Source organism: Sorangium sp. So ce394 (assembly GCF_051474665.1).
GTDB classification, from domain to species: Bacteria; Myxococcota_A; Polyangia; order Polyangiales; family Polyangiaceae; genus Sorangium; species Sorangium cellulosum_D.
Window position 1 is genome coordinate 6632485 of record NZ_CP150339.1, and the last position, 16992, is coordinate 6649476.

The following is a 16992-nucleotide window of genomic DNA, read 5'->3' on the forward strand; positions in this document are numbered from 1 at the left end:
CGAATCGCGCTCTCGACCGGGCCGAGCCACCCGTTCTGGGGCGAACCTACGACTGTTCCATGCGCTTGATTAGTGTGGACCTGTAGGAAAACTCGTTCCATACATGGGACAATCGATGCTGCCCGACCTCAACGAGATCGCTGTCTTCACCCGGGTGGTCCAGGCGGGCAGCTTCACGCGGGCCGCGCGCGAGCTCGGGATGCCGAAGTCGACGGTGAGCCGGAAGGTGTCCGAGCTCGAGGCGCGGCTCGGCGCGCAGCTGCTGCGGCGGACCACGCGCAAGCTCAGCCTCACCGACGTCGGCGCGGCGTATTACGAGCGCTGCGCGCGCATCGTGGCCGATCTCGACGAGGCGGACCGGACGGTGACGCAGATGCAGGACGGGCCGCGCGGGCTCCTGCGGATCACGGCGCCGCTGCACTTCGGGTGGATCGGCGGCGTGGTCGCCGAGTACCTGCGCGATCACCCCGAGGCGAGCGTGGAGGTGGTCTGCACCGATCGCGTGGTCGATCTCGTCGCCGAGGGGTTCGACGTGGCGCTGCGGTTCGGCGCGCCCAGCGACACCTCGCTCGTCGCGCGCCGCCTCGGGGCGCTTCCGCGCTACCTCGTGGCGGCGCCCGCGTACCTCGCGCGGCGCGGCGCCCCGCGCGCGCCGGCCGACCTCGCGGGGCACGACGTCCTCGTGTCCGCGGGGGCGCGCGCGGGGGAGCCGCCCGGCGCGCGGTGGGTGCTCCACCGCGGCGCGCGGCGCGCGGAGGTGCGCGTGACGCCGCGGGCGACGGCGAACAACCTCGAGGTGCTGCACCGGATCGTGCTCGCGGGCGTGGGCATCGCGGCGCTGCCGGCCATGCGGTGCGAGCTGGACGTGCGCGAGGGGCGCCTCTCGCGCGTGCTCGACGCGTGGAGCCCGGCCGACGTGCCGCTCCACGTCGTCTATCCCGGCACGCGGCACCTGTCGCCGAAGGTCAGGGTGTTCGTCGACCTCGTGCGCGAGCGGCTGGGTCCCGCGCTGCGCGGCCGGCGGGCGGGAGGGCCGGGCGCCGATCGAAGCAGCGCGTGAGGAGCCCCCGCGAGGAGATCACATGTGATCGGTGGGATCGTCGGGAGCGGTCCTCGGCCTGGCGGGCTGCGGGGTGCCTCTCCGTGGGGCTGGTGAATGCGGCGCGGGTGCGGAGGCGCTGGTCGGCGCGGCGGGGGTGGACGGCGCGCTCGCCGCGGCGGAGGCGCTGGGAGCGGCCGGCGGCGAGGGCTCCGTCGCCACCGCCGAGGGCCCTGCCGCGGAGAGCGGTGTCGCGGGCTGCGCGGCCGCGGAAGCAGGCGAGCCCGCCGGATCGGGCCGCGACGCCGGCGCGTCGCTCGGCGCGGTGGCGCGGAGGACGGCGTAGGTGACGAGCCCCAGCGCGAGCACGCTCGCGCCGAAGGCGAGCGGGACCCAGCCGCGGCGGCCGCTGCCCGGCGGCACGACGAGGATGCTTCCGGACGGCGCCAGGGTGCTGGCGGTCTCCTGGAAGGCCGGCGCGCCGCCCGGACCGGCGCCGCTGCCCGGCGCGCCCCACGGGAGGGCGCCTGGGGCGGCCGGCAGCGTGGACCGGAACGCGCCGTCGGAGTCGGCGTTGGGCTCGGAGCGCAGCATTCCAGGGACTGCGCCCATCGCGCCTGGGCTCGCCCCCATCGCGCCTGGGCTCGCCCCTATCGCGCCTGGGCTCGCCCCCATCGCGCCCGGGCTCGCCCCCATCGCGCCCGGGCTCGCCCCCATCGCGCCCGGGCTCGCCCCCATCGCGCCCGGGCTCGCGCCCCCCGCGGGCGCCGGCGGCCGTGGGGCTCCGGTCTCCGCCCCGGGCGAGGCGGCCGCCGCGCCGAACGCCTCGGCGAGCTCGCTCGCGCTCTGGAACCGGCGCTCCGGCTCGCGCATGAACGCGCGCGAGAAGAACCGGTCCACCTCGGGCCCGAGCTCCGGCGCGAGGCTGGACGCGAGGGGGACGTCCTCCGTGCAGATGGCCACGAACACCTCGCCGATCTCCTCGCCCGGGAACGGGAGCCTGCCGGTGACGCAGCGATAGGCGATCACCCCGACCGACCAGAGATCGCTGCGCCAGTCGAGGGTCTTGCTCCGGCGCACCTGCTCGGGGCTCATGTAGTAAGGCGATCCGACGAGCGTGCCCGTCTTCGTCTCCTTGCCGGCGAGCAGCGTGCCCTGGGCCTTGGCGATCCCGAAGTCGAGGACCTTCACGATCTCCTCGTCGTCCTGGCGCGCGAGGAACAGGTTCGCCGGCTTGAGATCGCGGTGGATGATCCCCGTCTCGTGCGCGCGGCGCAGGGCCTTGCACACCTGCGCGACGACGCTCAGCGTGGCCGAAAGCGAGAGGCGCCCCTCGCGCGCGAGCCGCGTCTCGAGGTCCTCTCCGTCGAGGAGCTCCATCACGAGAAACGGCGTCTCGCCCTCGATCCCGTAGTCGTGCACGTGGACGACGTTCGGGATCTTGAGCTGCGCCGCCGCCCGCGCCTCGCGCTCGAAGCGCGCCCGGGCGGTCGAGGAGGCAGCGTACTCGGGCGCCATGAGCTTGATCGCCACCGCGGCGTCGAGCTGGACGTGCCGGGCCACCCAGATCGCCCCCATGCCGCCCCGCGCGAGCATCCGCTCGAGGCGGTATCTTCCAGCGATGACACTGCCTTCTGCGAGCGAACTCATGAGCCTCGGCCTCTCGCTGGGATGACGTCCCCGAGGCCCCGGGAGCCTGCGCTCCGGGCCGCCTCGCACCCAACGAAGCAAACGAACGGGCCCCTCGCAACAGGATCCGGCCGAGGAGAGGCCGAGCCGCCTACCTGCCCCTCGGGCGCGTCGTCGCGCCTGCGCCGAGCGCCGCCGTCGGGGCGGCGGCGCGCCCGGCGCCCTGCGGGGCCCGGAGCTCGCTCGCCCGCGCGCGCCGCGCGGGAGCGCCGCCCTGCGACGTGAGCTGCTCCAGCGCCGCCCGCAGCTCGGCGCGCACGTGGGGGCCGAGGAGCTTCTCCGCCATGGCGCTCAGGCGCCCGGCGAACGTGGCCATGATGCAGGCCGCGCGCTGGTCGTCGCGGTCCGGGGCGCCCGAGCGCCGGTAGTGCCGCGCGTAGTCGCGCGTGATCGCCCCGAGATCGCCGCCGACGTGGACCGCCTGCCGCATGAAGAGCCGCGCCGCGCGCTCGTTGGCGATCCGCGGCATCTGCGCGAGGGTCAGGGCGACGTCGGTCCTGCCCACGGCGAGCAGCATGGAGACCACGCGCTCGCGGGCGATCTCGACGAGCCTCGGCGCCAGCGTGTGCTCGTCGAAGACGTGGACGTTCGCCGGCACGAGCGCCTCGCGCTCGGCGCCGAGCTCGTTCAGGAAGGCGTTCAGCACCGGCGAGCGGGTCGGCGCGGCGTGCAGGTACTCCCGCGCGCTCTCCGCGGCCGGCGCGCCGCCGGGCGGCGAAGGGGCGCCGACGTCGGGCGTCGCGGGCGCCTGGCGCCGCGCGGCTCGCGCCCGCCGCGCCCGCTCGAAGTGCCGCTCCGCGATCCCGGCGCGCTCGTCCGCCGCGGCGGGATCCGTCGCGTCGAGGAGCGCGGCAAGCCCGGCGGCGCGGGCGGCGGTGACGTGCGGAAGGGGTTTCTGGCTGGTCATTCGAGCAGGCTCTCTCGCTGAGACCTGCTCAGGCGTTTACCACGCCGCGCGAACGGCTGTACAGGGCTGAACTGCGGTTCCGAATGGGCACACGCGGGCGCGGGGCCGTGATCAGGGCGGTCCAACCGGCTCCTTCACGGAAGAAGGTGCCCTCAGGGCTCGCTCAGCACGTCGGCCAGCGTGGGCGCGGTGAGCACGCGCTCGGACCATCGATCGAGCTCCGCGATGTCGGCGGCGTTGATCTGGGCGACGGCGGCATCGGGCAGGACGCCGAACCGCGCGCCCAGCTGCCTCAGCAACATGTGCCGGCGCCCCTGTTGCAGGCCCTCCCGCAGGCCCTCCCGCAGCCCCTCCTGCCTTCCGCGCTCCACCAGCTGATCGGCTGCCGACACGATCTCCTCCTTCCAGGATTCTCCTGCCGCGGCCAGGAGCCGCTCCAGGACCTCGTCCGCCTCGTCGCGCTCGTTCGTCGCCAGAATGTACCGCCATATCATCCGCAGCGCCTCCGCCCCGTTCGGCGCGCGCCGCACGTCGTTCATCAGGTCGAGCCACTTCCCCAACCGCGCCAGCAGCTCCTCCGGCTCCCGCGCGTGCCGCAGGCACCAGAGGACCAGGCGCGAGAACGCGCTCATCGCCCGCGCCTTCAGCGCCTCGTCCGCCTCCTGGCTGAGGTCGTCCAGCACGAACCGGAACCGCGGCACATGCTCGCCCACCGCGGCCCGCGCGCCTTGGTCGAGGTCGAGCAGCTCCTCGAACGATGTCCCCGAGGCCCAGCCCCTCTCGCTGTGGTGCAGCACCACCGGCACGATCGCCGGCAGGTGCTTCGACCCCGGGTGCTCGGCCAGGTGATGCTCCCAGATCCGCCCCATGTAGCGGAGCAGGCGGAACGCCATCAGCGGCTCCACCGTGCTCTGGTGCTCGAACAGGAGATACAGGAGCACGCGGGCTTCGCCCATCGAAGCCGAAAAGAGGAGGTCGCTCTGCCGCTCCTTCAGCGCCTCATCCACGAAGCTGCCAGGACACAGCCGTAGATCCGCGAAGTTGATCCGCGACGACAGCTCGGGCGGCAGCGCTTGCCGCAGCTCGCCCGCCGCGTGCTCGACCTGCGAAAAAGCGGCTTTAAACAGCGCATCATGCGCGTTGGTCTGCATCGGTCGGGCGACACCATGCCTCATGGGCACGCCGCTGACACCCTTTTTGGCGATGAGTTTTTACGCATCCATTGAGGCGTCTCTCCGTAATTCATGGCTCGCCTGGCCATCCGCAGGGGGCCGGCGCGCCCCCAGGCACGCCTGCGTCGCGCGGTTCGCGCGGGAGCATGGCGCGACGGGGCGACGGGCAGAGGCTAGATCATGAACAAGATCAACAACATGTTAAAATGTTAATATTTTGTTGGCAAAATGTCGGCATCCAGGTCCATCATCCGGCCATGGAGAACCCCCGAGGGCGCACCGCGAAGCGCCGCAGCGCCGCGTCGAAGGGCCCGACGACCCGCCCGGAACAGGCGGGTCGCCCGAACAGCGAGGCGCGCGGTCGCCCGGGCGCCGGGCCCGCGGAGGGCCAGGCCGCCGCGCCGCACATCGTGTCGTCGGCGCACCTCGTCTCGCCGCGCAGCCCGGAGCTGAGCGAGCTCGAGTTCGGCCTGATCGTCGCGAACAGCGCGTTCTCGCGCTGGATGGTCCACTGCATGACCGCCGCCGGGCTGCCGGACCTCACGCCGCTCGACGTGCGCGTGCTGCACCACGTGAACCACCGCGAGCGCGACAAGCGGCTGTCGGACATCTGCTTCGTCATGAACGAGGACACCCACGTCATCAGCTACTCGCTGAAGAAGCTGCAGGCCCTCGGCGTGGTCGAGGTCAGCCGCAGGGGCAAGGACGTGACCTATGCGACGTCCGCGCAGGGCCGCGATCACGTGAGGCGCTACGCCGAGCACCGCGAGGCCTTCCTCATCGGCACGCTCGAGCCCGACGAGGCGCAAAACCGGCAGATCGGCGAGCTCGCGCGGCTCCTGCGCAGGCTCTCCGGCGTGTACGACCAGGCGGCCCGCGCCGCCGCCGCGCTGTGAGCCCCAGAGCGCAGAGCTTCGAACGATCAAGACGCCGAGGACGCCAAGATTCGATTCTCTTCTTGGCGCTCGTTGCGTCTTGGCGGTTCATTTCTCGCTCGTTTCAACGTGATCCGTAGTCTGGCAAGGAGCGCAAACCATGACGTCGACCTCGAGCCAATGGCAGTTCTGGATCGACCGCGGCGGGACGTTCACGGACATCGTGGCCAGGCGGCCCGACGGCTCCCTCACGACCGCCAAGCTGCTGTCGGAGAACCCCGAGCAGTACGCCGACGCGGCGGTCGAGGGCGTCCGCCGCCTGCTCGGCCTCCCGCCAGGGCGGGCCATCACCCCCGCCGAGGTCGCGTGCGTGAAGATGGGCACCACGGTGGCCACGAACGCGCTGCTCGAGCGCAAGGGCGATCGCACCGCGCTCGTGACCACGCGCGGCTTCCGCGACGCGCTGCGCATCGGCTACCAGAACCGCCCCCGCCTGTTCGATCGCCACATCGTGCTGCACGACCTCCTCTACGAGCGCGTGCTCGAGGCGCGCGAGCGCGTCGACGCGCGGGGCGAGGTGGTCGAGCCGCTCGACGGCGCGGCGCTGCTCCGCGCGCTGGAGGAGGCGTTCGAGGCCGGCATCCGCGCCTGCGCCGTCGTCTTCATGCACGGCTACCGCTTCGCGGCGCACGAGCGGCGGGCGGCCGAGATCGCGCGCGAGGTCGGCTTCACCCAGGTCTCCGCCTCGCACGAGGTCAGCCCGCTCATGAAGCTCGTCTCGCGCGGCGACACCACGGTCGTCGACGCGTACCTCTCGCCCATCCTGCGCCGCTACGTCGAGCAGGTGGCCAGCCAGATGCCGGGCGTGCCGCTCTACTTCATGCAGTCGAGCGGCGGGCTGACGCTCGCCCGCAGGTTCCAGGGCAAGGACGCGATCCTGAGCGGCCCGGCCGGCGGCATCGTCGGCATGGTGCGCACCGCGCTCGCGGGCGGGCACGAGAAGGTCATCGGCTTCGACATGGGCGGCACCTCGACCGACGTGTCGCACTACGCGGGCGAGCTCGAGCGCGCCTTCGAGACGCAGGTGGCCGGCGTGCGCATGCGCGCGCCGATGATGAGCATCCACACCGTCGCCGCCGGCGGCGGCTCGCTCCTCACCTTCGACGGCGCGCGGCTGCGCGTGGGCCCGGAGTCGGCCGGCGCGAGCCCGGGCCCGGCGTGCTACCGCCGCGGCGGCCCGCTGGCCATCACCGACGCCAACGTGATGCTCGGCAAGATCCAGCCCGACTTCTTCCCGCGCGTGTTCGGGCCCGGCGCCGACGAGCCGCTCGACCGCGAGGTCGTCGAGCGGCGCTTCCAGGCCATGGCCGAGGAGGTGCGCCGCGAGACGTCGCGCCCGATCACGCCGGAGCAGCTGGCCGAGGGCTTCCTGCAGATCGCCGTCGCGAACATGGCGAACGCGGTGAAGAAGATCTCCGTGGCGCGCGGCTACGACGTCACGCGGTACACCCTCCAGTGCTTCGGCGGCGCCGGCGGCCAGCACGCCTGCGCGGTGGCCGACGCCCTCGGCATGCGCCGGGTCTTCGTTCACCCGCTCGCGGGCGTCCTGTCCGCCTACGGCATGGGCGTCTCCGACCAGAGCGCGATGCGCGAGGCCGCGGTGGAGCGGCGCCTCGACGAGGCCGGCCTGGCCGCGGCGGGCGAGGCCCTCGCGCGCATCGGCCGCGACGCCGAGGCCGAGCTCGTGGGGCAAGGGTTCTCGCCGGAGCGCGTGCAGCTGCGAGAGCGCGCGCACGTGCGCTACGACGGCACCGACACCGCCCTCGTCGTGCCGTACGGCGGCGCGGAGGCGATCCGCGCCGCCTTCGAGGCGGCCTACCGCAAGCGGTTCGCGTTCCTGATGCCCGACAAGGCGCTGGTCCTGGAGAGCGTGTCGGTGGAGGCGATCGGGCCGGGCGACGCCGCCGAGGAGCGGCCCGCCGCGAACACGCGCGCGCGCCCGCACCGCCCCGAGGCCGACGCGCGCGCGCGCATGTTCGCGGAGGGCGCCTTCCGCGACGCGGCGCTGTACCGGCGCGAGCGGCTCGGGCGGGGCGCGGTCATCGACGGCCCCGCCATCGTCGCCGAGGCCAACGCCACGACGGTCGTCGAGCCCGGCTGGCAGGCCGAGATCACCGCGCTCGGCCACATGACGCTCACCCGGGTGGCGCCGCGCCCCGAGCGCCGCGCGGTGGGCACCGAGGTCGACCCGGTGATGCTGGAGGTGTTCAACAACCTCTTCATGAACATCGCCGAGCAGATGGGGCTGCGCCTGCAGAACACCGCCCACTCGGTCAACATCAAGGAGCGGCTCGACTTCTCCTGCGCGCTCTTCGACGCGGAGGGCAACCTGATCGCGAACGCGCCGCACATGCCGGTGCACCTCGGATCGATGGGCGAGTCGATCCGGACCGTGATCGCGCGGAACCCCGGGATGATGCCGGGGGACGTCTACGTGCTGAACGACCCCTACCACGGCGGCACCCACCTGCCCGACGTGACGGTGGTCACGCCGGTCTGGGACGACCCGGGCGCCCGCGTGCTGTTCTACGTGGCCTCGCGCGGGCATCACGCCGACATCGGCGGCATCACCCCGGGCTCCATGCCGCCGTTCTCCAGGACGATCGAGGAGGAGGGCGTCCTGCTCGACAACGTGAAGCTGGTCGAGGCCGGGCGGCTCCGCGAGGCCGAGATCCTCGCGGCGCTGGGCGGCGGCCCGTATCCGGCGCGCAACCCGCAGCAGAACCTCGCCGACCTGCGCGCGCAGATCGCGGCGAACGAGAAGGGCGCGCAGGAGCTCTCGGCGATGGTGGCCCAGTTCGGGCTGGAGACCGTGCACGCCTACATGAAGCACGTGCAGGACAACGCCGAGGAGAGCGTGCGCCTCGCGATCGCGCGGCTCGACCCGGCGCTGCTCCGCGACGGGCGCTTCACGCTGCCGCTCGACAACGGCGCGACGATCGCGGTCTCCGTCCGGATCGACCGCGCGCGCCGCTCGGCGGTGGTGGACTTCACCGGCACGTCGGCGCAGATGGACAACAACTTCAACGCGCCCCGCGCGGTGACCATGGCCGCCGTGCTCTACGTCTTCCGCACGCTCGTGGACGACGACATCCCGCTGAACGCCGGGTGCCTGAAGCCCATCGAGGTGATCGTCCCCGAGGGCTCGATGCTGAGCCCGCGCCCGCCCGCCGCGGTGGTGGCCGGCAACGTGGAGGTGTCGACCTGCGTCACCAACGCGCTGTACGGCGCGCTCGGCGTGCTGGCCAGCAGCCAGCCGACCATGAACAACTTCACGTTCGGCAACGACAGGGTCCAGTACTACGAGACGATCTCGGGCGGCTCGGGCGCGGGCATCGAGCTCGGCGCCGGCGGGGCGCGCGGCTTCCCGGGCACGAGCGTCGTGCAGACGCACATGACGAACTCGCGCCTGACCGACCCCGAGGTGCTCGAGCACCGGTTCCCGGTGCGGATCGATCGCTACGACATCCGCGCGGGCTCGGGGGGCGCCGGGCGCTTTCCGGGCGGGGACGGCGGCACGCGCGCCGTGCGCTTCCTCGAGCCGATGACGGCGTCGATCCTGTCGAACGGGCGCTCGACGGCCGCGTTCGGCCTGGCCGGCGGGGGCGCGGGCGCGCCCGGGCGCAACGTCGTGGTGCGCGCGGACGGCTCGACCGAGGTGCTGCCGCACATCGGGTCGGTCGAGATGGGGAGCGGCGACGTGTTCGTGATCGAGACGCCCGGGGGCGGCGGGTACGGAGCGCCGGCGCCGGGCTGAGCGCGCGGGCGGCCACGGAGCGGGGCGGGAGCGCCGTCGCCGCCGCGGCGCGCGCCCTCGTCTCGACGCGGGCCGCGGCCCGGCGGCCGACAGCCGTGTCCGCGTCGAGGCTAGAAGCCGCCGACCACCTGGACGCCGAGGCCGTCGCGACCGAGCCGGGCGGGCGCGGCGCCGAGGAGGCGCGGGCCGGAGCGCGCGACGTCCTCGCGCACGAGCGTCGTCTTCCGGACCAGGATGCCGCTTGCGATCATCGCGAGGCCCGCCGCCTGCAAGACGCCGTCGATCACGAAGATCGCCTCGTCCCCCCTGTCCGCCACCCGCGCCGCGTGGATCAGCGGACCGGCCACCGGAACGGCGAGGACCGGGTAGCCGAGGAGCGTGCCCGAGACCGAGAACGGCGTGTAGGCCACGCCGAGGATGGTCGCTCCCGCGGAGATGAGCCCGCCGCGCGCGTTCGTCTCGAGGCGGTACCCGAGGGGGATGGGGTCGCCCTTCTTGTAGTCGAGCTCGACCGGGTCGGCCGCGGTGAGCATGGGGCGCGCCTTCACCGCCCGGAGCGGCGCGTCGACGACCTTGCCCGCCTTGACGGAGACCGTGGTCGGCGGCGTCCCGAAGCCGTCGGAGCCGAACAGCACGATCACGTGCGCGCCGGGCTCGACCTTGCCCTCCCAGGGGGTCGTGCCCACGCGCACGCCGTCGAGCGCGACGCCGAGCTGCTTGCCCGTGATCTCGGAGATGCGCAGGCGCCCGCGCGTCTCGATCGCCTTGAGGCTCGCCGCGACGCGCGCCGTCTTCCGGCCGAGGACGTCGACGCGCGCCTCGAACGGCTCGAAGCCGTCCTTCTGGATGCGCACCGTGTGCGCGCCCGCCGCGACGCGCAGCGGGGCCGGGAGCGGCAGCTCGGCGCGGCGCTCGCCGTCGACGAGGACCACCGCGCCGGGCGCGCCCCCCTCGATCGCGATCGCGCCGACGAGCTCGCGCAGCTGCTCCACCTCGGCGAGCGCCGCCTGCTTCGCGTCGGCCGGGAGCACGTCGTCGAAGTCGGCGAGGACCGACTCGAACAGATCGAGCGCTTCGGTGGTGCGCCCGAGCTTCTGCAGGCAGCGCGCGGCGCTGGAGGTGGCCCCCCACGTCGGGAAGAGCCGCCGCGATTCGAGGAACTCGGCCGCGGCGGCCTCCCACGCCTCGGCCCTGTACATGCGCAGGCCGCGCTGGAAGCGGGCCTCGGCGTCCGCCTTCGCAGCGGCCTCGGCGGCGGCGCCGGCAGAAGGCGCGCCGGCAGAAGGCGCGCCGGCAGAGGGCGCGCCGGCAGAGGGCGCGCCGGTGGCGGGCGCGGTGGCAGCGGGCGCCACGGCGGCGGGCGCGGTGGCGGACGGCGCGCTCGCGGCGGCCGAAGGCGCGCTGGCCGCGGGCCCGCTGGCGCCGGAAGGCGCAGCCGCAGGCCTGCTGGCGGCGGGCTGCGCGCGTCCGGCGCCCTGCGCGAAGAGCGGCGCCGCCCACGCGGCGAGGAGCAATGCGACGGCCGCAGCGGCGCGTCGGGGAGGGCAGATCCGGATTCGCATGATCGAGGATGCGACGCCCGCAGCTTACAGGAACCCTGTCCCTTTCCCGCAACCTGGTTCTGGGCGCCGCCGGCTACTGGAGCGTGCTCGGGACGAGCGGGTCCGCCGGCGGCCTGGGCGGCGCCGACGGCTCCTTCGCCGGCGCCGGCGCCGGCCGGCGTGGCGGCTGCGGTCTGGCGGGCGGCGCGCCGCTCGCGCGGGCCGCCGGGACATCGAGGGCGAGCCGCGCCGGAGACGCGCCGTCCTCGGTCACGGCGACCTCCTCCACCCGCTCGGCCCCCGCGCGGACGAGGCGCACGCGGTGCTTGCTGCCGAGCACACCGGAGATCTCGACCAGCCCGCCGCGCACCTCGGCGGGCACCCCGTCGACCTCCACGGCGGCGTCGCTGGGCGCGACGGCCAGGACGACCCGCCTGAGGGCGACCGGCGCAGGATCGGTCGCCTCCGGCGGCGTCGCGGACGCGGCGCTGGCCGCGGGCGACGCGCTGGCCGCCGCGATTTCGTTCGCCGCAGGCGCTGCCGTCGCCGCGCTGGCCGCGGCCGTGCCGGCGGCCACGGCGGCGTCGGCGCCCGGCTCCGCCGCGCGCGGCGCCGCGAAATACGCGATCGCGCCCGCGACGCCGAGGGCGAGCAGGACCGCCGGCGCCCGGGACCGCGCCGCGGCGCCCGTCGCCGACGCGGCGCCCGCCGCCCCGCTCGTCATCGGAGCGCCGGACGTCGCGATCACGGCGCGGCCGCGCCCGCCGTCCGTCGTCGAGTCGCCCGGGCGGCCCTCGGCGGCGTTCGCCAGGCTCCCCTCCCGGCGCGCCGCGTGGCCGACGTCGAGCCTCGGCGCCAGCACGGCGCGCTCCTCATCCGTGACGGCCACGAGCATCTCCTCCCGCAGCGCGTGGCCGCCGGGCACCAGCGGGAGCATCGCGGCGAGCATCTCCTCCGCGCTCTGGAAGCGGTCGCCCATCTTCAGCTCCAGCGCGCGGTGCACCACGGCGGCCATCTCGCGCGGGACCCACGGGGCGGCGTCCTGGATGGGCGGGGCCGGCTCCGTGCACAGGAGGACGAAGAGGCGCGCGATCGAGGCGATCTGATGACGAGGCGCGTTCCCCGCCAGCGCGGCGTACAGGACGACGCCGAGCGACCAGATGTCGGTGCGGTAATCGACGGTGCGGATGTCCTCGATCTGCTCCGGCGCCATGAAGAGCGGCGACCCGAGCATCTTCCCGGTCGTGGTCAGCCCGGTCGTCACGCCGCCTTCCGACGGCTTGATCTTCGCGATCCCGAAGTCGAGGAGCTTGACCACGATCTCCCCGTCGCCGGAGCGCGCCAGGAACAGGTTCGCAGGCTTGATGTCCCGGTGGATCACCCGGGCTTCGTGGGCCTTTTGCAGGCCGAGGCACGCCTGGACGACGATGCGCAGCGCGACGTCGGGCCGGAGCGGCCCGAGGCGGTGCAAGAGCTGCCCGAGGTCCTCCCCGTGGAGGTACTCCATCACGAGGTACGGCGAGCCGGTCGCGGGATCCGTCCCGGCGTCGAGCAGGCGAACGATGTGCGGGGTCTCGATGCCGGCCGCGGCGCGCGCCTCGCGCTGGAAGCGGCCGAGCGCGGTGACGCTCTCCCGTCGCTTCTGCGAGCTGATGAGCTTCACCGCGACCCGCTCGCCGGAGTCGGTCTGCCGCGCCTCGTAGACGCAGCCCATCCCTCCCTCGCCGATCAAGCGGGTAAGGCGGTATTTGCGGTCGACGATCTCGCCTTCCAAGGCGGAGCAGGGTAGGTCGAAGGGCGCCCGGCTGCAAATCAGGCGCAGCTCAGGCGCAGACAGCGCGGTGGGCAGGCGCCTCGGCCGGCGCGCCGCGCTGTCCGGCGGGCGACCTGCCGCGCGCCGCGGCGCGCGTCACCCCTGCGCGCCGGCGCCCTCGAACCGCGCCCCGCTCTCGCCGCTCGCCGCGCCGTTCGCCGCCCTCGCCTCGGCCCTGGGCGGAGGCTTTGCCTGGGCCGCGTGGCTCGTCCGGTGGACGGGCGGCATCTCGATGCCGTGCGCGCCGAACGCCTTCGCGAGGCGCCTCCGGTACTCCCGCCCCACCTGCCATTGTTCGCCCGGCTGCGTCTTGATGCGCGCGCGGACGACCACCGCCCGCTCGTCGAACGACTCCACGCCGACGAGCTCCAGCGGCTCGAGGATGCTCGCCCTGTAGCGCCTGTCCTCCTGGAGCTCGCGCGCGACCTCGCGCATCACCCGCATCACCCTGTCGACGTCCTCCGTGGTGGCGACGGCCACGTCGAACACCAGGGCAGACCACTCCTTGGTCATGTTCGAGAGCGCGTCGATCTTCCCGTTCTGGAAGACGTGCACCACCCCGGCGTCGTCGCGCAGCGAGACCGTGCGGAGGCCGATGTGCTCCACGACACCCGAGGTGCCGTTGACGCTCACCACGTCGCCGGGCCGAAGGTGGTTCTCGAGGAGCAGAAAGAAGCCGGAGATGACGTCGCGCACGAGCTCCTGCGCGCCGAGTGCGATGGCCAGACCGGCGATGCCGGCGGCCACGAGGAGCGGCGCGATGTCGACCCCGAGCTGGACGAGGAGGATCATCGCCACCACGACCCCGATGACGACCCTCCCGGTCGTCCGGATGATGCCGAGCAGCGCCTCGGAGCGCCTCTCGATCTCGCGCACCGACTTGACGTCGCCGCTGCGGCTGCGCCTCATCAACGACACCTCGACGCGCCTGCACAGGACGTGGAGCCCCTTGAGCAGCACGAGCGCGACGAAGAGGAGCAGCAGCGCCGTCGGCAAGGCGTGGATGACCCACGCGACGGCGCGCCGGAGAACGTCCCGCCAGGATGTGACGTCGAGCCAAGAGTCGAGCTGCGCCATGGGGGATGGCACCTCCTCCGCATGACGTCCGCAACCCATATGCCAGCGAGCTCGGGGGGTGCGAGGTCCGGCGGCGGGCGCGCGCGGTGACGCGGCGGACGCGTCGCGCGCCGGACGGTGCGACACGATGTCGCAGAGGAGCCGAATTGTCGCAGCGGTCGCGCGCCCGGGCGTCGCGGCCAGCGCTCGCCGAGGCGCGCGGGCCAGCGCCGCGGGCTCGCGCCGGCCCCCGGCGCGGGGGATCGCGCGGCGCTCGGAGCGGCCTCAGAGATCGAAGCGACCGGACGCCTCGGGCTGGTAGACGACGCGGTCGATCCGGAGTCGGCGGGTTCGGCTCGGCGTGGGCCACTCCACCTCTTCTGCTTCCCGACAGCCGAGCAGCGCGAGCCCCATCGGCGCGAGCACCGAGATTCGCCCGCTGTTCACCTCCGCGGCCCCGGGAAAAACCACGGTCACGCAGAGCTCCTCCTTCGTGTCGAGGTCGACGAGCTGGGCCCTGGAGTTCATCGTGATGACGTCCGGCGGGATCTCGTGCGGCTTCACGACGTCCGCGCGCTCGAGCTCGATCTCGAGCGCCTCCAGGTTCGGGGATTCGCCCCCTGGCCGTTCGCGGAGCGCCTCGAGCAGCCGTGTGAGCCGCTGGCGGTCGAACTCGGTGATGACGATGGGGTTCGTGTGAGGTGCCATGAGCAGGATCTCCTTGTGTTGTCGACTCGAGCCAGGCCGCGGCCGGCGGCCCGCGCGGGGGCGAGCAGGCCGGCGTGCGCGCCCGTCCAGCTCGTCCGGACGCGGGCGTGCTCGACGACACCCGCGCTTCATCCCGGGAGCGGCCGGCGAAAGGCGCCGAAAGACCGCTCCCTTACGAGCGTGCGGGCGACCTCGGACAGAGCAGCCGGGCGCGCAGGGGGAGGAACGCGCCGCGCGCGCCGCGGCGACGCCGCGAACACGACTCGAGATGCAGGCGGGCGTTCATTCCGCTCAGACGGTAGCACGGTGGTGTTCCGCGAGCCATCGAGCAACGCTTCACGTCTTCCAGGCGCTGCGCGCCTCCGCGCCACCCGCCGTCGCGCCGAACCGGCGGCGCCGCTCGGCGCGACGCGCTCGTGCCCGCGGCGACGGCGGACGGCGGGACAGCGACGCCGCTCGCTGGCGCGCCGCTTGCCCGCGACGACGGCCGCGGCCGCGGCCGCGCCGCCCGCCTCGGACGAGGCCGGTCGGCGCGGGCGCACGCCGGTGCGCATCACCGCGGGCGGGCGCGGCGACCGGGCTCGAGCCCATGACAGCATCGCTCCACGCCAGGGCCTTCGCGGCCGCATGACCATCCACAGAGGAGGCAAACGTGAACATCCGGCCGATGGTGCCAGTTCTGTTCTTCATCGTCGTCGCGCTCCCGAGCGCGGCGCAGGCCGAGATGCTCAGCGTCAAGGTCCCGATCGCGAACTTCCGCGCGGGCCCGTCCACGCGTGAGCCCGTCGAGTTCACCGCGACCCGGTACTACCCGGTCAAGGTCCTGGAGCGCGAGGGCGGGTGGTGCAAGATCAAGGATTTCGAGGGCGATCTCGCGTGGGTGGCCGATCGGTTGCTGGCCAGGGTCAAGACGATCGTGATCAAGGCGGTGCGGGGCAACATCCGCGAGGCGCCGACGACCTCCGCGGAGGTCGCGTTCCAGGCCGAGCGCGGCGAGGTGTTCAAGGTCCTCGATCGCAAGGGGCGCTGGCTCCAGGTCATCGACGAAAAGGGCGGGAAGGGCTGGGTGCGCGAGGATCTGGCCTGGGGCATGAAGAGGCCCGACGGCGCGAGCGGCTCGTCCTGAGCCCTGGAGCGAGGCGCGGCGACCCGCCTCTCGCTCGCCGCCCCGCCAGACTCCCCTCCCCGCTCACGCGGGGCCGGCGCCCTTGCTCCCGCCTCCGCGCGAGAGCTTGCTCGTCGCCTCCCACAGGCCGTTGAGGTAGACCAAGCCCAGCGCGCGGTCGTACAGACCATAGCCCGGCTTGCCGGTCTCGCCCCAGATCATGCGGCCGTGGTCCGGGCGCACGTAGCCGTCGAAGCCGACGTCGTGATACGCCTTCACGATGGCGGCCATGTCGAGCGAGCCCTCGCACGACAGGTGGGCGGACTCGAAGAACGTGCCGTCCTCCTGGACCGCCACGTTGCGCATGTGCCCGAACGGGACGCGGCCCATGCCGCCGAACTCGTGCACGAGCGATACGATGCTGTTGCACAGGTCCGCGCCCAGCGAGCCGGAGCACAGCGTGATGCCGTTGGCCGGGGAGTCGACGATCTTCACGAGGCGCATCAGGTCGTCGCGGTTCTTGACGATGCGCGGCAGGCCGAAGATCGGCCGGGGCGGGTCGTCCGGGTGCATGGCCATGCGGACGCCGACCTCCTCGGCGACCGGGATGATGCGCCGGAGGAAGTGCTCGAGGTGCGCCCACAGCGCCTCTTCATCGACGTTCTTGTACTCGCCGAGGACGGCGCGGAGCTCCTCGGGCTTGTAGCTGGCGTCCCAGCCGGGCAGCGCGATTCCCTGCTCCGGGTCGATCTTCGCCACGGCCCCGGCGTCGAAGGCCAGGGTCAGCGAGCCGTCGGAGAGCTCCTTGGCCATCTCGGTGCGCGTCCAGTCGAAGACCGGCATGAAGTTGTAACAGATCACCTTCACGCCGACGGCCGCGCAGTTGCGGATGTTCTGGCAGAAGTTGTCGATCAGGCGCTCGCGCGTCGGCTTGCCGAGCTTGATGTCCTCGTGCACCGGCACGCTCTCCACCACCTCGAACTTCAGCCCGACGCCCTCGATGCGCGCCCGGAGCGCCTCCAGCTTCTCGACCGGCCACACCTCGCCCACCGGCACGTCGTAGATCGCCGAGACGATGCCGTAGAGGCCCGGGATCTGGCGGATATACTCCAGCTTGACGGGATCGTTCTCTCCGTACCAGCGAAAGGTCATCTTCATCGTTGCGATCTCCTCGAGCGGGCGCGCGGGAGCGCGCGGCGCGGCCTCGATCCGGGGTAGATCCGGGGCAGAGCGGCGCGGCGCTCCTCGCCGCGAGCGCCGGGCATCGTAC

12 protein-coding genes are annotated in these 16992 nt (G+C 73.5%); 4 read left to right on the top strand and 8 right to left on the bottom strand.

The window, feature by feature from the left end; all coding sequences use genetic code 11:
* Nucleotides 1-115 precede the first annotated feature (115 nt).
* A complete protein-coding gene (locus tag WMF33_RS24365; protein ID WP_437339357.1) occupies nt 116-1060 on the top strand; it encodes a LysR family transcriptional regulator in 945 nt (314 codons plus the stop codon).
* A gap of 18 nt (nt 1061-1078) precedes the next feature.
* On the opposite strand, the gene WMF33_RS24370 is transcribed toward WMF33_RS24365, so the two are convergent.
* The 3 genes from WMF33_RS24370 to WMF33_RS24380 form a co-directional block, all read right to left on the bottom strand.
* Nucleotides 1079-2689, bottom strand: coding sequence for a protein kinase domain-containing protein (locus tag WMF33_RS24370; RefSeq protein WP_437339358.1), 1611 nt, complete (start codon nt 2687-2689; stop codon nt 1079-1081).
* Nucleotides 2690-2819: 130 nt separating this feature from the next.
* Entirely contained in the window at nt 2820-3635 is an 816-nt protein-coding gene (locus WMF33_RS24375; protein WP_437339359.1) for a hypothetical protein, read from the bottom strand.
* 152 nt (nt 3636-3787) lie between these two features.
* Nucleotides 3788-4786, bottom strand: a complete 999-nt coding sequence (locus WMF33_RS24380) for an Rpn family recombination-promoting nuclease/putative transposase (RefSeq protein ID WP_437339360.1) — start codon at nt 4784-4786, stop codon at nt 3788-3790.
* Nucleotides 4787-5064: 278 nt separating this feature from the next.
* Here WMF33_RS24380 and WMF33_RS24385 point away from each other — a divergent pair, with 278 nt between their 5' ends.
* Together WMF33_RS24385 and WMF33_RS24390 are read left to right on the top strand one after the other, a co-directional pair.
* A complete protein-coding gene (locus tag WMF33_RS24385) occupies nt 5065-5703 on the top strand; it encodes a winged helix DNA-binding protein (RefSeq protein ID WP_437339361.1) in 639 nt (212 codons plus the stop codon).
* Between the two features lie 139 nt (nt 5704-5842).
* On the top strand, nt 5843-9499 hold the full coding sequence (locus WMF33_RS24390) for a hydantoinase B/oxoprolinase family protein (RefSeq protein ID WP_437339362.1): 3657 nt from the start codon (nt 5843-5845) through the stop codon (nt 9497-9499).
* Nucleotides 9500-9609: 110 nt separating this feature from the next.
* Here WMF33_RS24390 and WMF33_RS24395 read toward each other — a convergent pair whose 3' ends face one another.
* The 4 genes from WMF33_RS24395 to rnk form a co-directional block, all read right to left on the bottom strand.
* A complete protein-coding gene (locus WMF33_RS24395; protein ID WP_437339363.1) occupies nt 9610-11061 on the bottom strand; it encodes a PEGA domain-containing protein in 1452 nt (483 codons plus the stop codon).
* Between the two features lie 73 nt (nt 11062-11134).
* A complete protein-coding gene (locus tag WMF33_RS24400) occupies nt 11135-12814 on the bottom strand; it encodes a protein kinase domain-containing protein (protein WP_437339364.1) in 1680 nt (559 codons plus the stop codon).
* Between the two features lie 135 nt (nt 12815-12949).
* Nucleotides 12950-13930, bottom strand: coding sequence for a mechanosensitive ion channel family protein (locus WMF33_RS24405; RefSeq protein WP_437339365.1), 981 nt, complete (start codon nt 13928-13930; stop codon nt 12950-12952).
* A 264-nt stretch (nt 13931-14194) separates the two neighbouring features.
* The gene (gene rnk / locus WMF33_RS24410; RefSeq protein WP_020736811.1) at nt 14195-14617 is read right to left on the bottom strand and encodes a nucleoside diphosphate kinase regulator; all 423 of its coding nucleotides are present in this window, start codon (nt 14615-14617) and stop codon (nt 14195-14197) included.
* Between the two features lie 652 nt (nt 14618-15269).
* Here rnk and WMF33_RS24415 point away from each other — a divergent pair.
* Nucleotides 15270-15743 carry an SH3 domain-containing protein gene (locus WMF33_RS24415; protein WP_437339366.1) on the top strand — a complete coding sequence of 158 codons (474 nt, stop codon included), beginning with the start codon at nt 15270-15272 and terminating at the stop codon, nt 15741-15743.
* 63 nt (nt 15744-15806) lie between these two features.
* On the opposite strand, the gene uxuA is transcribed toward WMF33_RS24415, so the two are convergent.
* Complete coding sequence (uxuA, locus tag WMF33_RS24420; protein ID WP_437339367.1) at nt 15807-16880, bottom strand: mannonate dehydratase; 1074 nt, start codon at nt 16878-16880, stop codon at nt 15807-15809.
* Nucleotides 16881-16992 lie beyond the last annotated feature (112 nt).

Coding starts and splice junctions, on each gene's coding strand:
- WMF33_RS24365 (WP_437339357.1), top strand. CDS start 116: ATGCTGCCCGACCTCAACGAGATCGCTGTCTTCACCCGGGTGGTCCAG.
- WMF33_RS24370 (WP_437339358.1), bottom strand. CDS start 2,689: ATGAGTTCGCTCGCAGAAGGCAGTGTCATCGCTGGAAGATACCGCCTC.
- WMF33_RS24375 (WP_437339359.1), bottom strand. CDS start 3,635: ATGACCAGCCAGAAACCCCTTCCGCACGTCACCGCCGCCCGCGCCGCC.
- WMF33_RS24380 (WP_437339360.1), bottom strand. CDS start 4,786: ATGCAGACCAACGCGCATGATGCGCTGTTTAAAGCCGCTTTTTCGCAG.
- WMF33_RS24385 (WP_437339361.1), top strand. CDS start 5,065: ATGGAGAACCCCCGAGGGCGCACCGCGAAGCGCCGCAGCGCCGCGTCG.
- WMF33_RS24390 (WP_437339362.1), top strand. CDS start 5,843: ATGACGTCGACCTCGAGCCAATGGCAGTTCTGGATCGACCGCGGCGGG.
- WMF33_RS24395 (WP_437339363.1), bottom strand. CDS start 11,061: ATGCGAATCCGGATCTGCCCTCCCCGACGCGCCGCTGCGGCCGTCGCA.
- WMF33_RS24405 (WP_437339365.1), bottom strand. CDS start 13,930: ATGGCGCAGCTCGACTCTTGGCTCGACGTCACATCCTGGCGGGACGTT.
- rnk (WP_020736811.1), bottom strand. CDS start 14,617: ATGGCACCTCACACGAACCCCATCGTCATCACCGAGTTCGACCGCCAG.
- uxuA (WP_437339367.1), bottom strand. CDS start 16,880: ATGAAGATGACCTTTCGCTGGTACGGAGAGAACGATCCCGTCAAGCTG.